The sequence below is a fragment of the Vagococcus fessus genome (assembly GCF_003987565.1).
Taxonomy (GTDB): domain Bacteria; phylum Bacillota; class Bacilli; order Lactobacillales; family Vagococcaceae; genus Vagococcus_D; species Vagococcus_D fessus.
Genome location: NZ_NGJY01000001.1, coordinates 313,321 through 333,460 on the forward strand (window position 1 = coordinate 313,321; position 20,140 = coordinate 333,460).

A 20,140-nucleotide genomic window follows, 5' to 3' on the forward strand; every position below is an offset into this window, starting at 1 on the left:
TTGATACTGTAAAAACGATTTCTTTTATTTTATAATTATATTAGAGTGATAATTTTTAAGTGTATTGGAAAGGATTTTGTATCATGTACGATGTTGTTCAATTTATTTCAATAGATGAATTAACGTTATCTGAAGACAGATACCGTCAGTTTGCTAATGCACCGAAAAAGAAAGTCGAGTACAAACATACACCTGGTTTTTGGCCTCCTCCAGATGATGGACTAGATGGTTTAGATGGTCACGACGGTAAAAAAGGGCGATCTGGTCGTGAAGGCCGAAAAGGTAGAAAAGGAACCGGTGGCGATATTGGTCATATGGGTAAAACTGGAAAACAAATTAATCTAGTTGATTTTTTTATTCCAGACAACAAAACATCTAAAATTAATAAGTTACTTGAAGAAAAGTTAGAGATAGAATTTACATTATCTTTTTTCGTATTAGCAATAACAATAGCGGGTGTTTCGATATCAATGGTTAAGAAAAAACCACGTGGTCATATTATTCATAAAGGACAAAAAAAGAGACGATAATTTTATCGTTTTTTTTTGTGAAACAATACGATGAAAACCTTTACTTGTCTGCATTAACAGTCTTCACATAGTTTTGTGTTTAGATGAGAAAATAATGATAAAATATATCCTATACTTATTTTTTTGCCATTAAAGTGCTTGACATTTAAAAAAAAGAGTCTATACTCGTAATCAAGCAAGACATTTGGACTAGTAAAGGACAACACATACAGAGATGAGATTGAGTGCTGAGAAATCTCAAGACGGACCTTGAACCTACCAAATTTGAAAATGTGTGTAATGCACGTTCGGTTTGATACCGTTAAAATCGTATGAGACGTAAAGCAATGCTTTGAAAAAGGGTGGTACCGCCGGTTATCCGGTCCCTTATCAAAGTGTTGCTTTTTTGTTTTTATAAAAAAATTATTAAGGATGTGGCAGTATGTCAAAAGAATTTGTTAAAGAAATTACAACACGCGATGAAGATTTCGCCCAATGGTATACGGATATTGTATTAAAAGCAGAACTATGTGACTACTCTAGTGTAAAGGGCTGTATGGTTCTTCGCCCCACAGGATATGCCTTATGGGAAAACATTCAAAAAATTGTAGACGAAAGACTGAAAAAAACAGAACATGAAAATGTGATGATGCCAATGCTGATTCCTGAGCATTTATTACTAAAAGAAGCAGAACACGTAGAAGGATTCGCGCCAGAAGTTGCTTGGGTAACTCATGGTGGCAATAACGAACTTCAAGAACGTCTAGCGATTCGTCCGACATCAGAAGTTATGTTTGCAGAACACTTCAAAAATGTGATTCATTCATATAGAGATTTACCAAAATTATACAACCAATGGGTGAGTGTGGTTCGTTGGGAAAAAAATACACGCCCGTTCCTTAGAACGACAGAATTTTTCTGGCAAGAAGGTCATACGTGTCATAATGGTTATGAAGATGCTGACCGTGAAGCACGTGAAATTCTAGAAATGTATAAAGATGTTTGCGAAAATATCTTAGCTATTCCAGTTGTGAGAGGGGTCAAAACAGAGAGCGAACGTTTTGCTGGTGCTGTTCATACTTATACGAACGAAACACTAATGTATGATGGAAAAGCATTACAAATTACGACATCTCACCACCTAGGTCAAAACTTTAGTGAAGCGTTTGATATTACTTTCTTAAATAAAGAAGGTAAAAAAGAAGCTGTACATCAAACATCTTGGGCAATTACAACACGCTCAATTGGTGGAATGATCATGGTTCATGGGGATGACCGTGGATTAGTAATGCCTCCACGTATTGCGCCAACGCAAATTATGATCGTGCCAATTGCCCAACATAAAGATGGGGTTCTAGATAAAGCTTTTGATTTGAAAGAACAATTATCTGCTGATTTCAAAGTGAAAGTAGACGATTCTGATAAACAACCTGGTTGGAAATTTAACGATTGTGAAATGAAAGGTATTCCAGTTCGTATTGAAATTGGACCAAGAGATATCGAAAATAATGAAGTCGTTGTGGTTCGTCGCGATACGTTAGAAAAAGTAACAATGACATTAGATGAGTCATTAAATGATAATATTGCAGCACTTATGGACGAAATCCATGACAACATGTTTGAACAAGCTAAAAAACGTGCAGACGATAAAACTCTTGAAACAGAAGATAAAGATGAATTTGCTGCACATATTAAAGAAGGTGGTTTTGCAATCTCACCTTGGTGTGGCGAAGAAAGTTGTGAAGAGAAGATTAAAGAGAATACAATGGCAACATCTCGCTGTATGAGTTTTGAAAACTTAGACAAAGATATGTCAGATAAGAAATGTATCTGCTGCGGTGGACAAGCGAAACACTTAGTTCACTGGGCAAGAGCGTATTAATAAAAAGTGTGTGTCATAACCTTAATAGTAAGTTGTCGAATTCTTGCTTCTAATTGGTGATACTATATATGTTGGCTAAGCCAACAGCAAAACCACCCTCCAAAATATGGAGGGTGGTTTTGCTTTCTTCTACTATAGAAGAAAGGCGTCATCAATTTAAAAATGATAAATAGTACTTTCATGAAACTGATTGTTAACATTCGCACAACCGCAATGTATATATTGTGAAATATTTCTATAACAAAAGAAAACTTTCATGATAAAAGAAAAAAGCTACTGAAAATTTTCAGTAGCTTTTGAATAATCTATTTGGCGGGAAAGTGTGGGAATCGAACCCACCCAAGAAGCTCTTAACTCCTCATACTGGTTTTGAAGACCAGAGGGAACACCAGAACCCATCCATTCCCAAAATGTTTTAACACATAAAAATATAACATAGCTCCAAACACATTGCAAGAAAATAATGAGATGTTTTTTTGATGAATTTATCTCACGAAAAGATTGTGAAAAGTATTGCAATAGTATTGTGAAGATGTTATCATTCTGTTGTAGTGAGGGAGATGTTCTAATTGAACTTACTTTGAAAGTCACTCTATATATAAGGAGGTGAAAAAAATGACAAGTCTAATGATTTCATTAAAACAACACGTTGGAGCCCCGTGCGAACCGATTGTATCAGTTGGTGACGAGGTGAAAAGAGGACAATTAATTGCTAAGCCACAAGGGCTAGGTGCTAACATCCATGCAAGTGTTAATGGAAAAGTTGTAGCTATCACAGATCAAGGTGTTCAAATTGAACAAATTGGTGATTTTACAACAGATTTCATGAAAATCCCTGAGACAGCAACAAAACTTGAAGCTATTGAAGCGGCAGGTATTGTAGGAGCTGGTGGTGCAGGTTTCCCAACACATGTAAAATTAAGTACTAAAATTCCTGGTGGTTATATTTTAGCCAATGCAGCTGAATGTGAACCATTACTTTCACATAACGTGGAACAAATGGAGACTCATCCAGAAACTGTTATTGATGGTTTGATTCACTGTTTAGATATTACAGAAGCGAAAGCGGCGTATATCGCAATCAAACCTAAAAATAAAAAAGCAATGATCGCCTTGAGTAAAGCAGCTAAAAAAGATGATCGTATTCAACTTAAGTATTTATCAGATATGTACCCTGCTGGTGACGAACGAGTGATCGTACGTGAAATCCTTGGTATTACGCTTGAACCTGGTGAATTACCACTTAAAGCGAATGCTGTAGTTGTCAACGTGGAAACACTTAAACACATTTCAGAAGCGATTGACCTTAGAAAACCTGTAATTGATAAAGATTTAACAGTAGGCGGCCGTGTGGTAGATGAATTAAAAGTATTCATGAACCAACCGATTGGCTTACCATTAAAACACTTTATCGACGAAGCTGGTGGATACATTCATCCACATGGTGAAATCGTTGTTGGCGGACCATTCACTGGTCAAAGTGGCTCAGAAGATACACCTGTTACTAAAACAACTGGTGGTGCTTTAGTTGCTATGCCATATCCAAACGACAAACGTAAAGTAGGTATCCTAATTTGCGAATGTGGTGCTGGTAGAGAACGATTACACGAAATTGCTGAAGGTATGGGTGCAGAGGTAGTCTCTGAACAAATGTGTAAACGTATGGTTGAAGTAAATGGAAGATATAGATGTAGCTTACCAGGCATTTGCCCGGGACAAGCTGAGAAAGTACTCGCTATGAAGAAAGACGGCGCAGAAACTGTTCTTGCTGGTACATGCCAGGATTGAACAAACACCGTCATGGGTGTAGCTCCTAGGTTAGGAGTTCCAGTTTATCACAGTACCGATCACGTTTTACGCGGAGCAAGCCACAAGCTATACAGAAGACTTCCATCGAACTAAGATTAATCAATTAGAAACAAAAAAATTCGATAAAAACTAATAGGAGGTTTTGACAATATGTCAATTACTGTAGAAACAGCTAAAGAGCATGCGAAAGATCCAGCGGTATTGTGTTGTCGCGCAGAAGGTGGTATCGTAATCGAACCATCAAACTTAGAAGATCCAGCTTTATTCGATGATTTAATCGATTCAGGTTTACTAACATTACCTGAAGATACATTAACAATTGAGGAAGTTTTAGGTGCTAAATTAACTAAAACAACGGACGCTCTTGTTCCGTTAACTCCATCAATCGTAGACGGCATTGTAAAAGCAGAAACTGAAGAGACAGTTGAAGTTAAAGAAGAAGCAGTTAGTGAAGCAGTAGCGACACCAGCAGCTCCAGTTGCACCAGTAGCAGTAGCTAACGGTCAAGTTCTTAAAATTCAAATCGCTGAAGGTAAAGGAATTAACTTAGAAATTCCAATGCCACAAGCAGCACCAGTCGCTCCAGTTGCAAGCGGAGTTGTACCTGCTCAAGCAGCCGCAGAAGTACAAACAACAACAGCTCCAATGGCTACAGAACCTGAAGTTAAAGAAACAGTAGTTCGTAGCTTAATCAAAAAATATTACAAAATCAACAAAGTAGAGTTCGCTGAAGAAACTAAAATCGAAGGGAATACATTATACTTACGTAACCCTAAAGAAATTTGTGACGAAGCTATCGCTTTACACGAACTTGTTGAAGACATGAGCATGGAAATCATCACACCTGATAACTATAATACTTATAGTGAAACAGTAATGGATGTTCAACCAATTGCTACTAAAGAAGAAGGCGACTTAGGCCATGGTGTTACACGTGTGGTTGATGGCGTTGTTATGATCTTAACTGGTACTGACGCTAACGGCGTTCAAATCGGTGAGTTCGGTTCATCTGAAGGTGAATTAGACAAAAACATCATGTGGAACCGTCCAGGTGCTCCAGATAAAGGCGATATCTTTATCAAAACACAAGTAACAATCAAAGCTGGTACTAACATGGAACGTGTTGGACCATTAGCCGCTCATAAAGCATCAGACTATGTGACTGAAGAAATCCGTAAAGTATTAAAAACAATTGATGATTCAATCGTAGTAAATACTGAAGAAATCGTTCAAAAACGTCGTCATGGTAACAAAAAAGTCCTTATCGTTAAAGAAATCATGGGACAAGGCGCAATGCATGATAACTTAATCATGCCAGTTGAGCCAGTTGGTACTTTAGGCGCGAAACCAAACGTTGACTTAGGTAACTTACCAGTTATCTTAGCACCAACAGAAGTATTAGATGGTGGTATCCATGCGTTAACATGTATTGGACCTGCATCTAAAGAATGTTCTCGTCATTACTTCAGAGAACCTTTAGTTATTGAAGCAATGAATGACCCTGAAATTGACTTAGTAGGTGTGGCATTTGTCGGATCTCCTCAAGCTAACTCAGAGAAATTCTACGTATCAAAACGCTTAGGTATGATGATTGAAGCAATGGACTTAGATGGTGCTATCGTAACAACTGAAGGATTTGGTAATAACCACATCGACTTCGCTTCACATATCGAACAAATCGGTAGCCGTGGCGTTAGTGTTGTAGGTGTTACATATTCAGCAGTCCAAGGTGCATTAGTAGTTGGTAACAAATACATGAACTGTATGGTGGATAATAATAAATCAATGCAAGGTATTGAAAATGAAATTTTAGAAAACAATACATTGTGTGAAGAAGATGCAATCCGTTCAATGGCTATGTTAAAAACATCAATGGCTGGCGGAGAAATCAAAAAACCTGAACGCAAATGGAATGCAAATGTTAAACAAAATAACATTGATGCAATCGAAAAAGCAACAGGTAGAAAAATTGAATTAGTAGACAATGAACAATCATTACCTAAGAGTAAAAAACGTTTAGAAGTTTACGAAAAAGAATAATAGACGAAGGTAGCTGACAGAACAATGGAAAGATTAAAATATATCTCAACAGAACGAATGTTTGAAGGGATTCTTGTTGAAATCACTGATGGTGGCGTTACAATCGACTTAAAAGGTCGCTTAGGCCAATTCAAAATTCCTAAACGAATGATTATTTCAGAACATGAACTACAAATAGGTCAAGAAGTTGGATTTATGTTGTCTTATCCAGAAGTTCTTGATGAAAAACCTAATCAAGAGTATGTAAATGCACTTGAAGAAAACCAAAGACGTCAAAAAGAAATGCAAGAAAAAAATAAAGAACAACATGTGGAAGGAGAAATTTAGATGACTTTAACATCAATTGAAGGCTTACAATCAGAAATTTTTGTTCCGATTACGCCTAACCCAGTCTTCACTCCAGTAACTAAAGAGTTGAAAGAAATGCGCGTTGCTTTAGCGACAGCTGCAGGGGTTCACTTAAAATCAGACGAACGTTTTAACTTAGCAGGGGATACAGGTTACCGTGAAATTCCAGGTAATGCTCCTAGCGATGATTTAATGGTATCACACGGAGGATATGATAACGGAGACGTAAATAAAGACGTTAACTGCATGTTCCCAATTGACCGTTTAAATGAATTAGCAGCAGAAGGATTTATTAAAGAAGTTGCTCCAATGCACTTCGGCTTTATGGGAGGCGGAGGAGACCAAGATGCGTTTACAAACGTAACTGGTCCAGAAATCGCTGAAAAACTTAAGGCTGAAGAAGTTGACGCAGTTGTCTTAACCGCTGGTTGAGGGACTTGTCATAGAACTGCCGTGATCGTGCAGAGAGCCATTGAAGAAGCTGGAATTCCTACAATTTTAATTGCAGCGTTACCTCCAGTAGTAAGACAAAACGGAACACCTAGATCTGTTGCACCACTTGTACCAATGGGTGCTAACGCTGGGGAACCACATAACATCGAAATGCAAACTGGTATCTTAAAAGATACTTTAACTCAATTAGTTGAAATTCCAAGTGCAGGTAAAATCGTTTCATTACCATACGAATATATTGCGCACGTGTAATAAAATAACTATCTAATGATGAAAATAAGAGTGGAGAATGTAAGTTGTTACTTCACCACTCTTATTTTTTATAAGGTGAGGATTATGAAAAAAGTTCAAAGAGAATTACGGATTAAAGCGTATCATATGACGTCAGTCGAATTCTCTGAAACAACCGCAATCAAAGACCACACTCTTTTGTTATCAAAGTCTGTTGACTATGACGACACACTCTTTGAAGACGTTTCGATTAATATCATTCGTCCAGGAGAGCATGACGTTAAAATCAACACGATTATGGATATTGTCCCTATTTCGACAAAGGTTTTAGGGCGTTTAGGTGAAGGGATTACTCATACCTTAACAGGAGCGTATGTCATGATTACAGGTGCAGATACTGACGGTGTCCAAATGCATGAATTTGGTTCTTCAGAAGGTATTTTATCTGAGCAGTTAGTTTTAAACCGAGCTGGCTCACCAGGATCAGATGATTATATTATTCACGTCGATATGATCTTAAAGCCAAATCAAAGCTATACTCGAGAGTTAGCCACTACTATGTTTAAAGTTTCAGATGACTATATTCAACCAATTAGAGAAAAATTAAAACTATTAAATGGTCGAAAAGCCGACGAAGTTCATGTTTATGAAGATAAAGTAAGAGAAGGAAAACCTAAAGTCGCTATTGTTAAACAGATAGCAGGGCAAGGGGCTATGTATGATAATTTGTTATTCCCTGATGAACCAAGTGGTTTAGCAGGAGGACTATCCATTATTGATTTAAATAACATGCCTGTTTTACTTTCTCCAAATGAATACCGAGACGGTGCCATTCGGGCAATGGTTTAATTTTCTAGAAAGAAGTGAGCGTATGGGAATCGGGCCTTCAACAAAAGAAACATCACTTCATCATTTCAGAGACCCATTATTAGATGTGGTTGGGAATGATCCAGATGTTGATTTACAAGGGGTCATGTTAATTGGAACGCCTCAAGATAACCGGATGAAGCACCTTGTGGGCCACCGTGCTGCGGTATGGTTAGAAGGTATGCGTACAGATGGTGCGATTGTATCATCTGATGGTTGGGGTAATTCAGACGTTGATTTTGCTAATACCCTAGAAGAAATAGGGACACGAGGCATCAGCGTGGTTGGCATGAAATTTATTGGACAGCAAGCCAAATTTGTCGTCACTAATAAGCATACAGAATTGATGGTAGACATTAATAAGTCTGAAAAAGGGATTGAAACTGAGGTTGTTTGTGAAAACAATCTCAATGTTTTGGATGCTAGAAAAGCTCTAGCACTTTTAAAACTTAAAATCCGAAAAGATCACAGTGAAACTAAATAACCTAAACAATGGGAGGAAAAACTAATGAAATTTTCTAGAATGTTACAAGCGATTGATACACATACAGCAGGGGAAGCAGCTCGTTTAATTACAGGTGGTATTCCATTTATTCCTGGTAAATCAATGGCAGAGAAGAAACAATATTTACTTGACCATAATGATGTTTTAAGAACATCTCTAATGCTTGAACCACGCGGACATAACGATATGTTTGGTGCGTTTATCTTAGCACCAACAATTGATAATGCTGATTTTGGGATTATCTTCATGGATGCAGGGGGGTACTTAAACATGTGTGGACATAACAGTATTGCCGCTGTAACTGCAGCTGTAGAAACTGGTATGGTTAAACCTAGTGGGGAAGAAATCACTCCAGTTAACTTAGATACACCAGCAGGACTTGTTCGTGCTAAAGCCTTTATGAAAGACGATTACAAAGTTGAAAAAGTGTCATTTGAAAACGTGGAATCATTCCTTTATAAAGAAAATCAAACACTTGACGTTGAAGGTGTTGGAACAGTTAAATTCGATATTTCATTCGGTGGTAGCTTCTTCGTTATCATTCATGCAAGCGAATTAGGCTTAGAAATCAAACCAGAAAATGGAACTAAAATTTCTGAAATCGGTATGAAAGTCTTAAACGCTGTTAATGAAAACATTGAAATTCAACATCCAACATTAGAACATATTAAATCAGCTGATTTAATTGAAATCTATGACAAACCAACACATCCAGAAGCTACTCATAAAAATGTTGTAGTATTTGGTGATGGCCAAATTGACCGTTCACCATGTGGAACTGGTACGTCAGCTAAAGTCGCTACATTATTTGCTAAAGGTGAATTAAAAGTCGGCGAAAGCATTGTTTATGAAAGTATCCTAGGAACATTATTCACTGGTAAAGTAGTGCGTGAAGCTGAATTAGCTGGTTACAATGCAATTATTCCTGAAATTTCTGGTTCTGCTTATATTACTGGATTCAATACGTTCTTATTTGACCCAGAAGATCCATTGTCAGATGGTTTCGTACTAGCGTAAGCAGACACATAGAAAAAGGAGAGTGACGATATGGTAGTATTAGCCATTCAAGTGTTATTAGTAATTCTAGCAGCATACTTCAGTGTTATATTTATTAAAGATATTATGGAAAATAAAGACGATTTAGGTAAAGGAAATTGGGTAGTTGCATTCCTTATTGGGTTCATTACCGATGCGTTAGATACTTTAGGGATTGGTAGTTTTGCACCAACTGCTTTAGCATTAGATGCAACAAAACAATTAGAATCTGATCGTCAACTGCCTGGTACGTTAAATGTGGCTCATACTATACCCGTTATTGTTGAAGCTATTTTGTTCGTAAAAGTTGTAAAAGTTGAGCCAATGACTTTATTTTCATTAGTTATTGCAGCAGCAGTAGGTTCAATTTTCGGATCAAAAATTGTTGCGAAAATGCCTGAACGTAAGGTTCAATTAGTTATGGGGATCGCTTTGATTGTAACAGCATTATTAATGGGTGCTAAACAATTAGGCTGGTTAGACATGCTTGGTACAGGTAATACAGCAATCGGTCTTACTGGATTTAAACTAATCATTGGTATTATTGGTAATGCAGTATTTGGTGCCCTAATGACAGCCGGTGTTGGTCTATATGCACCATGTATGGCGATGATTTACATGTTAGGTGTTAGCCCAATTGTAGCAATGCCTATTATGATGACAAGTTGCGCGGCTTTAATGCCAGTAGCAAGTCGTGAGTTTATTAAAACAGGTAACTATGCTCGTAAAATTTCATTAGGTATTACAGTCGGTGGTGTTATCGGAGTTGTCTTAGCTGTTAACTTCGTTTCAGGTTTAGATATGAATATCTTAACTTGGGTTATCATTGCGGTTGTTATCTACACTGGTGTTAATATGTTACTTAAATCAAAAAAAGCGCCTAGTGCTGCTTAATTTGGTATAATAATAATTGTTATGGCTCGTCTTGATGGCTTTAATCAAGGCGAGCCATCTAGAGTTATTATTACGTTTTGGAGGAGAGGACTAATATGTCAGAAGAACAGTTATTTATATGTGGTGGATGTAATGCTAAAATCGGACCAGGTGATTTAAGTAAGATACTTAAAGATATTCCAAAAACGTCATCGGATAAATTATTAGTCGGCTTTGATACAGCAGATGATGCTGCCGTTTTAAAAATAAATGATGATACAGCAATTATTCAGACTTTAGACTTTTTCCCAACAATGGTAGCTGACCCTTATTTATATGGTAAAATAGCTGCCGCTAACGCTCTTAGTGACGTGTATGCTATGGGTGGGGAAGTATTATCAGCTATGAACATTGTGTGTTTCCCAGAAGAAAAAAATATAGAAATTTTAGGTGAGATTTTAAAAGGTGGTGCAGAGAAGGTTAAAGAAGCTGGCGGTGTTTTAGTCGGCGGTCATTCTATCCACGATAGTACACCGAAGTATGGTTTATCTGTAACAGGGACAATCCATCCTGATAAAATTTTACAAAACAATAATTGTAAAGAAGATGATGTTTTAATACTGACTAAACCGATAGGAGTTGGGATTATCACAACAGCCTATAGTGTCGGAGAAGTTGATGAAGCATCTTTTATTGAAGCGACAGACGCTATGCAGACTCTAAATAAATATGCGTCAGAAGTCTTTACTAAATACCCAGTTAACAGTTGTACAGATGTAACTGGTTTTGGCTTGATTGGTCATTTACTAGAGATGTTAGATGATAATTATAGTGCCGAGCTTATTTTTGAGGATATTCCTTATATTAATGCGGCCTATGACTGCGCTAAAGAGTTCTTAATAACAGCTGGTGGTCAACGTAATCGTAATCAGTTTGAGCAATTTGTTGATAATAAAACAAATGATTTCGCTGTCGAAGAATTAATTTTTGATCCACAAACATCAGGTGGGTTGCTAATCAGTGTACCTCAAGCTATCGCAAATGACCTATTAACTGAGTTAAAAGAGAATAATGTGACAGCTTCTATCATTGGGAAAGTGACGGCAGCAAAACCAACAAAAATTACAATTAACTAATTAAATTTAAGGGAGTGTTTTATCATGGAAATGATTAACTGCATCGGAGAAGCGTGTCCATTACCCGTTATTAAAACAAAGAAAGCCTTAAGAGAAAATAATCAAGTAACCGTTCTTGTAGACAATGAAATAGCGACGCAAAACTTGGCCAAAATGTCAAAACAATTAGGGTTTACTTGCCAAACCACTCAATTAGATGAAAAAAAATATAACGTTGTGATTTCTAAAGATGGAACTATTGAAGAAGAAACATGTGAGATTATGACATCACCAGTATCAGAAACAGGCGAATATATTGTTGCAGTTTCTTCAAATCAAATGGGTGGCGGCGAAGAAGAATTAGGTAAAATCTTAATCAAAGGCTTCTTATATGCTCTAACTGAGCAAGATGTCTTACCTAAAAAGATTTTGTTCTACAATTCAGGTGTCTATTTAGCAACAAAAAACTCTGAATCTTTAGAAGACTTACGTCAATTAGCTGATAAAGGTGTGGAAATAGAATCATGTGGCCTATGTGCTGATTATTATCAAGTTAAAGACAAGTTAGCAGTAGGGTCAGTTACAAATATGTACAGTATTTTAGAAACAATGCGTCAGTACCATACTGTAAAACCTTCATAAGGAGAAAAAACAATGAACGAGTATTATTTACTATCATTTGATTCAACCCATCAGGCTATTAAGTCTGAAACGTTATTAAAAGGAACAGATTACACGTTTCGTTTAATTCCAACTCCTGGAGAGATTACAGCTGGATGTGGCTTAACCTTAAAAACAGAACAAGACGTACACGCCATTGTAGACTTCTTAAAAGAACGCTCAATTACGTGGCACGGTCTTTACCAGGTCATAAGTGAATCGGGAACAAAAGTTTATCAAGAAATTAAGTAAGCAAGAGGTAAGGAGAAATTATGTCTAATATCGTAATCGGTACAGCTGGTCATATTGACCACGGAAAATCAACCTTAATCAAAACTCTGACAGGGATTGAAACGGATAAAACAAAAGAAGAAAAATTGAGAGGGATGTCAATTAATCTAGGGTTCGCTTATTTTGATTTACCAAATGGAGAGCGTGTCGGTGTTGTTGATGTTCCAGGTCATGAAAAATTTATCAAAAATATGTTAGCAGGGTCTGCTGGTCTCAATCTTGTATTACTGGTCATTGATGCTAATGAAGGGATTATGCCACAAACTCGTGAGCATATGGATATCTTGACCTTATTAGGTGTTAAAGAATTTATTATCGTGTTAACAAAAGTAGATACAGTCGATGAGGATTTAATGATGCTTGTTAAAGAAGATATCGAGCAACAATTAGAAGGCACAGTGTTAGAAGACGCTCCTGTAGTTGAGGTGGATTCTATCAGTGGGACGGGTATCCCTACTTTACTTGATACAATAGCTAAAAAATGTGAAACAATCGAACCAACGAAAGCCACAGGGCAGCCTCGTTTAAATATCGACCGTTCGTTCTCTTTAAAAGGGTTTGGAACAATCGTTACCGGAACATTACTTGAAGGGGAGTTGCATGTCGGTGATGATGTAATTATCTATCCTCAAGAAATCAAAACACGTGTTCGTAGCTTGCAAGTTCATGAACAGGATGAAGAGATGTCTGGACCAGGAAAACGTACGGCCATTAACTTAACGAATGTTACACTTGAAGATGTCAGTCGTGGTGACGTCCTTACCACAAAAGATAATGTGACGGTATCATGGATGTTGAACGTTAAAATTAACTTACTCCCTAGTGCTACTGAAGGGCTTAAATTATGGGATAGAGTTCGATTAGGAATTGGGACAACAGAAACCTTTGCACGTGTTGTTCCGCTAGGTGTCGAACAATTAGAAGCTGGTGAAGAAGGGTTTGTTCAACTTCGTTTAGAAGAGCAAGTTGTTGCACGCGATGGTGATCGTTTTATTATCCGCTCGTATTCACCTGTCCATACAATCGGTGGTGGTGTTATTTTAGATAGCCAACCTAAGAAGAATAAACGTTATGATGACTCAGTTTTAGCTAGTCTTGCAATTAAAGAAGAAGGGTCTATTCAAGATATTTTAGTTGAATTATTAGACCAACAAGGGAAAGGATTATCTCCTAAAGGGTTTATTGCAACTAATATTGGTAAGAGTGAAACCGAAGTAGCTGAACTACTGGTTGATATGATTGATGAGGGTACTGTTAAAGATATTAATGGGAAGTATATCAGTATTAATCAGTACAACCGTATTGGCAATGATTTGGTAGCTGTGTTAGATAAATACCATAAGAACTTCCGCTTACGTCAAGGAATGCCAAAAGAAGAGCTTAAATCTCGTAGTGAATTAGAGATGAAAGGGAAAGAATTTGATACCTTGCTAGCTTTTTACTTAGCTGATGGGTTACTAAAAGAAACAAATGGTTTTCTTTCACTTAAAGACTTTGAAGTCGTGTATAATAAATACAATCAAGCACACCGAGATAAGATTGAAAGTACGCTGTTAAAAGCTAAATTCACACCACCTTCAGATGAAGATTTGACTAAAGGGGATGACCAAATCCAAGAAGTTATTAATTCTCTTGTGGGTGTAAGTGTTATTAGATTAGATCATACAACTGTTATTCATAAAAACTATTACGATGAAGCTGTAAGCAAAGCAAGTGAGTTTATTACCCAAAATGGTAGTATGACGTTAGCAGATTTCCGTGATATGACCGGTTCAAGTCGTAAATATTCAATGTTAATTCTAGAATATATGGATAAAATGCATGTAACAAAACGCGTTGAAAATACGCGTGAATTATATTAAGTAAAGTAAGGTAAAAGAGAGGGTGGTAGAGATGGTTTATTATTTTGACAATGCAGCAACAACTTTAAAAAAACCTGCCAGTGTGGCGACTGCTGTATTTGAAGCTATACAGTCAGAGACATTAGGAAACCCGTCTAGAGGTGCTCACGAACCCTCTCTTAATGCTTTTAGAAGTCTATATCAAACGCGACTTAAAGTAGCAGAACTGTTCCACGTATCTAATGAGTTAACTATAGGCTTTACAATGAATGCGACGATGGCTTTAAATATCGCAATCAAAGGATTAATACCCGACAATAGTCATGTTATCTCGACGGTATTAGAGCATAATTCAGTCTTACGTCCACTTTATCAGCTAGAAGCCAGAGGTGTTTCAACGTCATTTGTAAGCTACGATACTGAAGCTAATCAGTTGAACTATGATGATTTTGAAAAGTTGTTGACACCTGAAACCAAAGCTGTTGTTTGTACTCATGGTTCAAATGTATTGGGAGATATTCTTGATTTAGCTTTTATTTCAGAATTTTGTCAAAAACATGAGTTGATGTTACTAGTAGATGCTTCACAAACAGCTGGTGTTTGCGATATCAATTTTGATGAATTAAATTTAACTGCGTTATGTTTTACTGGTCATAAATCACTTTATGGGCCTCAAGGAACGGGTGGTTTAATTGTAAAAGAAGGCTGTTCATTAACACCACTACTTGTTGGCGGCAGTGGGACGCAATCTTTTTCTAAAACACAACCATCAGAACTTCCAGACCTTCTTGAATCTGGTACAGCAAATGTTCATAGTCTTTTGGGACTCGATGCAGGACTTGATTATGTGATAGAAAACAAGACAAAGAACTTAATAGGTGCTCAACACGCGTTAGTTAGAACGTTTTATGAGAGGTTATGCCATTTACCTGAACTTATCTTTTACGGAACAACTAATAACGATAAGAAAACAGGAATAGTGTCATTAAATATCAAAGGTATTTCTGCTGCAACTGTAGCAAATGACTTGTCAGAATACTACGATATAGCAGTAAGACCCGGCGCTCATTGTGCTCCTCTGGTCCATCAAACTTTTGGAACGGAAGAACAGGGCATGGTTCGTTTCTCTTTTTCTAGCTTTAATACAGTCGAAGAAGTTAATTATGCCGTGAATGCGATGAAGGAATTGGTTGAGAAATATAAATAAAAAGACGTGTAATCTTATGATTACGCGTCTTTTTGGTTAAGAATATTAACATGTACAACAGTAGGGGCATCCGGAATAGCAAAAATATTGGTAAAGATCATATCATTATTCTTAGTTTCTAATCCCAAGTCTGTCATCATTGATTTTAATAAGGTAATTAAGTCATCTTTTGCTCGACCTTCTAATGCACTAACATCAGCAAGTGAAGCATGTAATTTATTTGTATTATCTAAAATGATTTTTGATTCACAAAATGAACCCGTAATGGAATTTAGTGCAGCTTTAAATTCTTTTGACTCTAGTTCATGACGGTAACTCATTAACTGAATAAAGGTATTGTATTTATTCTGCCAAATCATCTCTGCTTTAAAAGAGCGCTCATTAATGTTAGAACCTGTGTTTTTATGTTGATTGAGACTCAGTGAGAGTAACTCTTTTTGAAAAAGATGTTGTTCTTCATTTAATTCTCGCTGGAATTTTTGAGTATTAAGTTTCGTTTTATAATTATAATAAAGCGCAATTGCTACACCAACCATCCCAACTAATCCACCAATAACAGCACTCATAATAGTGCCCATATTCGATTCAAACATTCATTATCACTCCTAAATAGTCTTATATAACCCATAGTATAGATTAACTATATTATAGTCAAATATTTATTTGATATAATTCACACTGTAGTTATTCCAACACGGCAATAAATCTATCCGTTTGTAGACATACTTACCTAAGTATGTTAGAATTCAGATAGACTTTTATGTGAGAAAGGGTGGTTTAGTTGCATAATAATCTGATATACTTTTTCATTGATATCAAAGGAAGTAGAAAAGTATTCGCTAACCAAGGAGAGGCGAATGAGCTGCTTAATTTACTGGCGACGTATTTAAATAAAAAATATAAAAAACAATTGATCACACCTTTTGATGTTAGACAAGGTGATGCCATTATAGGCGGGGTGGAGGATGCTAGATTAATGATAGATATCTACCAAAGTTGTATTGGCTTTTCTTTTGCTGATGAGTTTATGACTTTTTCAATTCAGCACCAAATTAATCCTAAGACTATTGAATATTATTTTGGAGTTGGAGTTGGCGATATCACAACTCCTGATAATGTGCTAACAAATATTGAAGCGGTTAATGGTACTGCGATTAGTCGTGCAAAAGAAGCAGCTGATTCAGCAAAAGAGGCCACGACTTCAAAATCTGATTATGCTTTTAAATTACAATCTTTTCAATTTTACGCTAAAACAGATTCATCTGACACTATTAATACTATCTTAAACCCGATGTTTTATTTGATTTTTGAAAAGTTAATTGCTAATAATCGCCAAAATGAATTGTTTAGCTTAAAAGAGGCGTTACCACATGCTAAGAACTACGAACTTGCTAAGATTATGGGGTATGAGTTCGATGAAAATGATGTGACAGACCGTAGACGAATTTCTAGTCAAATTAGCAATCTAACAACAAAATCTCAATATGACTTGTATAAAAAATCAGTAGATGATTTAAGATTATTTTTACATCATCACTATAATATAGGGGGGACCCATGCTTAAATTATTTTGTTTATTAATGATTTCTCAACTTATAAGTAACTTTACAATTATAAAAAAAATAGATAATCAAGCGATACCATCAAACAAATCTACTCACATAGTGACCTCTTTTAAAATAAGGGTTCTAATAAGTATAGTCCTAACAGTAGTTTTAATTCTGAGTGGTTTAGATTTGAACTGGGGAAATTGGTTACTTTCAACTGGACTTGTCTTTATTACTAATAGTCTTATAGATTATGTACTAACCTGTCAGTCAATAAAAACGACGTTTAAAAAATGGTTTCCAAAATATAAGGACTTATTTATATACCTTACCGAACAAATCGCAAGACTTGGAAGTATCTATGTTGTAACATGTATAGTTAGTCACCGTAGTTTACTAACATTTCAGGTGATTAATACTTTAGATGCTACATTAATTCCTAGAGAAACGGTTAACTTGTTAATCCTAACATTTTTTCTAATCGGGACATTATCAGCTGCTCAGATTATAAAGCTATTTTTGTCAGCACTAAGTCTCTCTAATGTAAAAGGGACTCCTATTTCTAATCAGAGTATCGGTATTATCATTGGAGTTTTAGAGAGAAGTATTATTATCTTATTTGTAGTAGGTGAAGCTTATTCAGGTGTGGCTACAGTTATTGCACTTAAAACATTATCTCGTTTTAAAAGTATCGAAGATGATAAAGAGTTCGCAGAGTATTATTTAGTAGGTAATCTTTTGAGTTTGGCTTTTTCAGTTGTAACTGGTTTACTTATCAGATTTTATTCATAACATAAAAAAGGTTACGACGATAAATCAATCGTCGTAACCTTTTTGGATTAAACTACAAATATCATAACCTGTACGAGATAGATGATACTAGTAACAAGTAATAAACTGTTAATCGCCATAAAAATAACTTTAGTTATGATGTTACTATCCGTGAAATTAGGGTACATCGTATCAATAAGTTTAGGCTTAGCAGCAACACTCATAAATAAAAAGGCGATAGGTAACAATAATAGAATATATTTACTTCCATATCCATCAATATGCATGGTAGCGGTCATGTGCGTAGGGATAATCCCATCAATTTTAAGTAATAAGAAAATGATAAACACCGTGATAGCTAATCCGATATAATGGAAATAGGTCATAAAATGAGAATAGAGCTTAGAAACGGTAGGCATACGTGTTCCTCCTTTTAATAGTGTGACCTGCTACTAATTGTCAGCTATTTGCCCTTATTATACACGTGCTGATTTAAATCTACAATCTAATTAATTGTTTTTAGTTAATCAATTCACAATACAGGATAATCCCTTGACTATCAAGGGATTACAAAGTAACATAAGACACGAACCTAGACGGAATCATTGGAGGAATATAACGTGATAGATAAGAGTAAATTAGCATGTTTACCATCAATTAACGATTTAATGAAACAAGATAAAATAAAAGAACTTATTACGATCCATGGGCAAGATGTTATCACAATGTCTGCACGAGAGCTGTTGGCCAATAAGCGTGAACATTTTTTATCAGGTGACGATACGGTAATTTCAAATAATAAACAAGAGAATACTGCGGTTCTTTTAAACGAACTTGAAAAAGCAGTCTCAATTAAGACGAAGCCAAGTTTACAAAAAGTGATTAATGCTACTGGAACAGTTCTACATACTAATTTAGGACGCTCTAACCTCTCACCGCTTGTTATGGAGCATTTAACGACAATCGCAGGTGGTTATTCCAATTTAGAGTATGACGTGGCTAACGGCAAACGTGGCTCTCGTTATGATCATTTAATTGAAGTGGTTAGAGAATTAACTGGTGCAGAAGATGCTTTGGTGGTTAATAATAATGCAGCGGCAGTCTTACTTGTATTAGATACTCTTACAAAAGATAAAGAAGTAGTCGTATCACGTGGGGAATTAGTCGAAATAGGGGGCTCATTCCGCATTCCGAGTGTTATAGAAGCGAGTGGATGTTATTTAAAAGAAGTAGGTACAACTAACAAAACTCATTTATATGACTACGAAGACGCGATAAACGAAAATACCGGCGCGTTATTAAAAGTCCATACAAGTAACTTTAAAGTTGTAGGATTTACTGATTCAGTACCTGGTTACGACGTTTGTGATTTAGCCAAGAAACATGATATTCCTTATATAGAAGATTTAGGGAGTGGTTTGCTTGTCGATTTAAGTAAATATGGTTTTAGTTACGAGCCAACTGTTATGGATGTTCTTAAAAATGGAGCAGATGTGGTCACATTCAGTGGAGATAAAATCTTAGGAGGGCCACAAGCAGGGATTATCGTAGGGAAAAAAGAATACATTGAACGTATGAAGAAAAATCAATTAACACGTGTTCTACGTGTTGATAAAATGGTCATAGCATCACTTGAAGCGACGATGTCCCTTTACCGTGACCAAAAACAAGCCCTAGAGCATATTCCAACCCTTCAAATGTTAACGATGACTAAAGAAGAGTCAGACACTCGAGCTACTGAGTATGCTAAAGCGTTAAACGAACTAGGGTTAGGTCTTACAATAACTAAAAAAGAAGCTTTCTCACAAGTTGGTGGTGGGTCTTATCCAGGTGAAGAAATTCCAAGTGTTATCTTAAGTCTTACCTCAGATAAATTATCAACAAGTCAATTAGAAGAAAAACTAAGACAAGTTGAGGTGCCTGTTGTCGCGCGTATTAAAGATAATGAGTTGATTCTAGATGTGAGAACCATCTCTGAAGCAGATTTCAATTATGTCGTGACAGCTTTTAAAGAAATTTTAAGTTAAAAATATAAAGAATTAGACCGAATCCGACGTTAAATTTTATAAAAACGGACTGATTTGGTTTTTTTCTTGTAAAAAGCTTTTTTTTGATAGTCTAAACAAGTAAACTTAAAGTAAATAGATTTTATAAAG

At 36.1% G+C, this 20,140-nt stretch carries 21 protein-coding genes and 1 tRNA gene; 19 read left to right on the forward strand and 3 right to left on the reverse strand.

Annotated features, from left to right (window positions below):
• Positions 1-83 precede the first annotated feature (83 nt).
• Together CBF31_RS01600 and proS are read left to right on the forward strand one after the other, a co-directional pair.
• On the forward strand, positions 84-530 hold the full coding sequence (locus tag CBF31_RS01600) for a hypothetical protein (RefSeq protein ID WP_126830304.1): 447 nt from the start codon (positions 84-86) through the stop codon (positions 528-530).
• Positions 531-951: 421 nt separating this feature from the next.
• The gene (gene proS / locus CBF31_RS01605; protein WP_126830306.1) at positions 952-2,391 is read left to right on the forward strand and encodes a proline--tRNA ligase; all 1,440 of its coding nucleotides are present in this window, start codon (positions 952-954) and stop codon (positions 2,389-2,391) included.
• A gap of 310 nt (positions 2,392-2,701) precedes the next feature.
• Here proS and CBF31_RS10995 read toward each other — a convergent pair.
• Positions 2,702-2,798, reverse strand: a tRNA-Sec gene (locus CBF31_RS10995).
• 208 nt (positions 2,799-3,006) lie between these two features.
• On the opposite strand from CBF31_RS10995, the gene prdC reads away from it, so the two are divergent.
• The 14 genes from prdC to CBF31_RS01670 all read left to right on the forward strand — a co-directional run bounded on the left by prdC (position 3,007) and on the right by CBF31_RS01670 (position 15,666).
• Positions 3,007-4,293 (forward strand): proline reductase-associated electron transfer protein PrdC, encoded by a 1,287-nt coding sequence (gene prdC, locus CBF31_RS01610; protein WP_281272802.1) that lies wholly within the window; start codon positions 3,007-3,009, stop codon positions 4,291-4,293.
• A gap of 57 nt (positions 4,294-4,350) precedes the next feature.
• Positions 4,351-6,240, forward strand: a complete 1,890-nt coding sequence (gene prdA, locus CBF31_RS01615; protein ID WP_126830310.1) for a D-proline reductase (dithiol) proprotein PrdA — start codon at positions 4,351-4,353, stop codon at positions 6,238-6,240.
• Positions 6,241-6,264: 24 nt separating this feature from the next.
• Entirely contained in the window at positions 6,265-6,567 is a 303-nt protein-coding gene (locus CBF31_RS01620) for a CBO2463/CBO2479 domain-containing protein (RefSeq protein ID WP_126830311.1), read from the forward strand.
• Positions 6,568-7,020, forward strand: coding sequence for a glycine/sarcosine/betaine reductase selenoprotein B family protein (locus CBF31_RS11305; RefSeq protein WP_245977897.1), 453 nt, complete (start codon positions 6,568-6,570; stop codon positions 7,018-7,020).
• Between the two features lie 27 nt (positions 7,021-7,047).
• The gene (locus CBF31_RS11310; RefSeq protein ID WP_245977898.1) at positions 7,048-7,293 is read left to right on the forward strand and encodes a hypothetical protein; all 246 of its coding nucleotides are present in this window, start codon (positions 7,048-7,050) and stop codon (positions 7,291-7,293) included.
• Positions 7,294-7,377: 84 nt separating this feature from the next.
• On the forward strand, positions 7,378-8,121 hold the full coding sequence (gene prdD / locus CBF31_RS01630; protein WP_126830315.1) for a proline reductase cluster protein PrdD: 744 nt from the start codon (positions 7,378-7,380) through the stop codon (positions 8,119-8,121).
• A gap of 22 nt (positions 8,122-8,143) precedes the next feature.
• Positions 8,144-8,623: a glycine/sarcosine/betaine reductase component B subunit gene (locus tag CBF31_RS01635; RefSeq protein ID WP_126830316.1), complete on the forward strand. Its 480-nt coding sequence runs from the start codon at positions 8,144-8,146 to the stop codon at positions 8,621-8,623.
• A gap of 24 nt (positions 8,624-8,647) precedes the next feature.
• The gene (locus CBF31_RS01640) at positions 8,648-9,661 is read left to right on the forward strand and encodes a proline racemase family protein (protein ID WP_126830318.1); all 1,014 of its coding nucleotides are present in this window, start codon (positions 8,648-8,650) and stop codon (positions 9,659-9,661) included.
• A gap of 30 nt (positions 9,662-9,691) precedes the next feature.
• The gene (locus CBF31_RS01645; protein ID WP_126830320.1) at positions 9,692-10,573 is read left to right on the forward strand and encodes a sulfite exporter TauE/SafE family protein; all 882 of its coding nucleotides are present in this window, start codon (positions 9,692-9,694) and stop codon (positions 10,571-10,573) included.
• A 95-nt stretch (positions 10,574-10,668) separates the two neighbouring features.
• Complete coding sequence (selD, locus tag CBF31_RS01650; RefSeq protein WP_126830322.1) at positions 10,669-11,688, forward strand: selenide, water dikinase SelD; 1,020 nt, start codon at positions 10,669-10,671, stop codon at positions 11,686-11,688.
• A gap of 24 nt (positions 11,689-11,712) precedes the next feature.
• Positions 11,713-12,309: a sulfurtransferase-like selenium metabolism protein YedF gene (gene yedF, locus CBF31_RS01655; RefSeq protein WP_126830324.1), complete on the forward strand. Its 597-nt coding sequence runs from the start codon at positions 11,713-11,715 to the stop codon at positions 12,307-12,309.
• Between the two features lie 12 nt (positions 12,310-12,321).
• Positions 12,322-12,579 carry a putative Se/S carrier protein gene (locus CBF31_RS01660; RefSeq protein WP_126830327.1) on the forward strand — a complete coding sequence of 86 codons (258 nt, stop codon included), beginning with the start codon at positions 12,322-12,324 and terminating at the stop codon, positions 12,577-12,579.
• 20 nt (positions 12,580-12,599) lie between these two features.
• Positions 12,600-14,480, forward strand: coding sequence for a selenocysteine-specific translation elongation factor (gene selB / locus CBF31_RS01665; protein WP_211330803.1), 1,881 nt, complete (start codon positions 12,600-12,602; stop codon positions 14,478-14,480).
• A 31-nt stretch (positions 14,481-14,511) separates the two neighbouring features.
• Positions 14,512-15,666 (forward strand): aminotransferase class V-fold PLP-dependent enzyme, encoded by a 1,155-nt coding sequence (locus tag CBF31_RS01670; protein ID WP_126830331.1) that lies wholly within the window; start codon positions 14,512-14,514, stop codon positions 15,664-15,666.
• 20 nt (positions 15,667-15,686) lie between these two features.
• On the opposite strand, the gene CBF31_RS01675 is transcribed toward CBF31_RS01670, so the two are convergent.
• Positions 15,687-16,259 (reverse strand): hypothetical protein, encoded by a 573-nt coding sequence (locus CBF31_RS01675; protein WP_126830334.1) that lies wholly within the window; start codon positions 16,257-16,259, stop codon positions 15,687-15,689.
• Between the two features lie 188 nt (positions 16,260-16,447).
• Between CBF31_RS01675 and CBF31_RS01680 the strand changes: the two genes are divergently transcribed.
• Together CBF31_RS01680 and CBF31_RS01685 are read left to right on the forward strand one after the other, a co-directional pair.
• Positions 16,448-17,230, forward strand: a complete 783-nt coding sequence (locus tag CBF31_RS01680) for a hypothetical protein (RefSeq protein WP_126830336.1) — start codon at positions 16,448-16,450, stop codon at positions 17,228-17,230.
• Positions 17,223-18,005 (forward strand): hypothetical protein, encoded by a 783-nt coding sequence (locus CBF31_RS01685; RefSeq protein WP_126830338.1) that lies wholly within the window; start codon positions 17,223-17,225, stop codon positions 18,003-18,005. The genes CBF31_RS01680 and CBF31_RS01685 overlap by 8 nt, the downstream gene beginning before the upstream one ends.
• A 47-nt stretch (positions 18,006-18,052) precedes the next feature.
• On the opposite strand, the gene CBF31_RS01690 is transcribed toward CBF31_RS01685, so the two are convergent.
• Positions 18,053-18,403, reverse strand: a complete 351-nt coding sequence (locus tag CBF31_RS01690; protein WP_126830340.1) for a hypothetical protein — start codon at positions 18,401-18,403, stop codon at positions 18,053-18,055.
• A 201-nt stretch (positions 18,404-18,604) separates the two neighbouring features.
• Between CBF31_RS01690 and selA the strand changes: the two genes are divergently transcribed.
• The gene (gene selA, locus CBF31_RS01695) at positions 18,605-20,011 is read left to right on the forward strand and encodes an L-seryl-tRNA(Sec) selenium transferase (RefSeq protein WP_211330804.1); all 1,407 of its coding nucleotides are present in this window, start codon (positions 18,605-18,607) and stop codon (positions 20,009-20,011) included.
• Positions 20,012-20,140: the final 129 nt, after the last annotated feature.

Excerpts from the sequence above, each read along its gene's own strand:
- proS (WP_126830306.1), top strand. The coding sequence starts at position 952 with ATGTCAAAAGAATTTGTTAAAGAAATTACAACACGCGATGAAGATTTC.
- prdA (WP_126830310.1), top strand. The coding sequence starts at position 4,351 with ATGTCAATTACTGTAGAAACAGCTAAAGAGCATGCGAAAGATCCAGCG.
- selD (WP_126830322.1), top strand. The coding sequence starts at position 10,669 with ATGTCAGAAGAACAGTTATTTATATGTGGTGGATGTAATGCTAAAATC.
- selB (WP_211330803.1), top strand. The coding sequence starts at position 12,600 with ATGTCTAATATCGTAATCGGTACAGCTGGTCATATTGACCACGGAAAA.
- CBF31_RS01600 (WP_126830304.1), top strand. The coding sequence starts at position 84 with ATGTACGATGTTGTTCAATTTATTTCAATAGATGAATTAACGTTATCT.
- CBF31_RS01640 (WP_126830318.1), top strand. The coding sequence starts at position 8,648 with ATGAAATTTTCTAGAATGTTACAAGCGATTGATACACATACAGCAGGG.
- CBF31_RS01645 (WP_126830320.1), top strand. The coding sequence starts at position 9,692 with ATGGTAGTATTAGCCATTCAAGTGTTATTAGTAATTCTAGCAGCATAC.
- CBF31_RS01635 (WP_126830316.1), top strand. The coding sequence starts at position 8,144 with ATGGGAATCGGGCCTTCAACAAAAGAAACATCACTTCATCATTTCAGA.
- CBF31_RS01690 (WP_126830340.1), bottom strand. The coding sequence starts at position 18,403 with ATGCCTACCGTTTCTAAGCTCTATTCTCATTTTATGACCTATTTCCAT.
- prdD (WP_126830315.1), top strand. The coding sequence starts at position 7,378 with ATGAAAAAAGTTCAAAGAGAATTACGGATTAAAGCGTATCATATGACG.
- CBF31_RS11305 (WP_245977897.1), top strand. The coding sequence starts at position 6,568 with ATGACTTTAACATCAATTGAAGGCTTACAATCAGAAATTTTTGTTCCG.
- CBF31_RS01620 (WP_126830311.1), top strand. The coding sequence starts at position 6,265 with ATGGAAAGATTAAAATATATCTCAACAGAACGAATGTTTGAAGGGATT.
- CBF31_RS01675 (WP_126830334.1), bottom strand. The coding sequence starts at position 16,259 with ATGTTTGAATCGAATATGGGCACTATTATGAGTGCTGTTATTGGTGGA.
- CBF31_RS01660 (WP_126830327.1), top strand. The coding sequence starts at position 12,322 with ATGAACGAGTATTATTTACTATCATTTGATTCAACCCATCAGGCTATT.
- yedF (WP_126830324.1), top strand. The coding sequence starts at position 11,713 with ATGGAAATGATTAACTGCATCGGAGAAGCGTGTCCATTACCCGTTATT.
- CBF31_RS01685 (WP_126830338.1), top strand. The coding sequence starts at position 17,223 with ATGCTTAAATTATTTTGTTTATTAATGATTTCTCAACTTATAAGTAAC.
- CBF31_RS01670 (WP_126830331.1), top strand. The coding sequence starts at position 14,512 with ATGGTTTATTATTTTGACAATGCAGCAACAACTTTAAAAAAACCTGCC.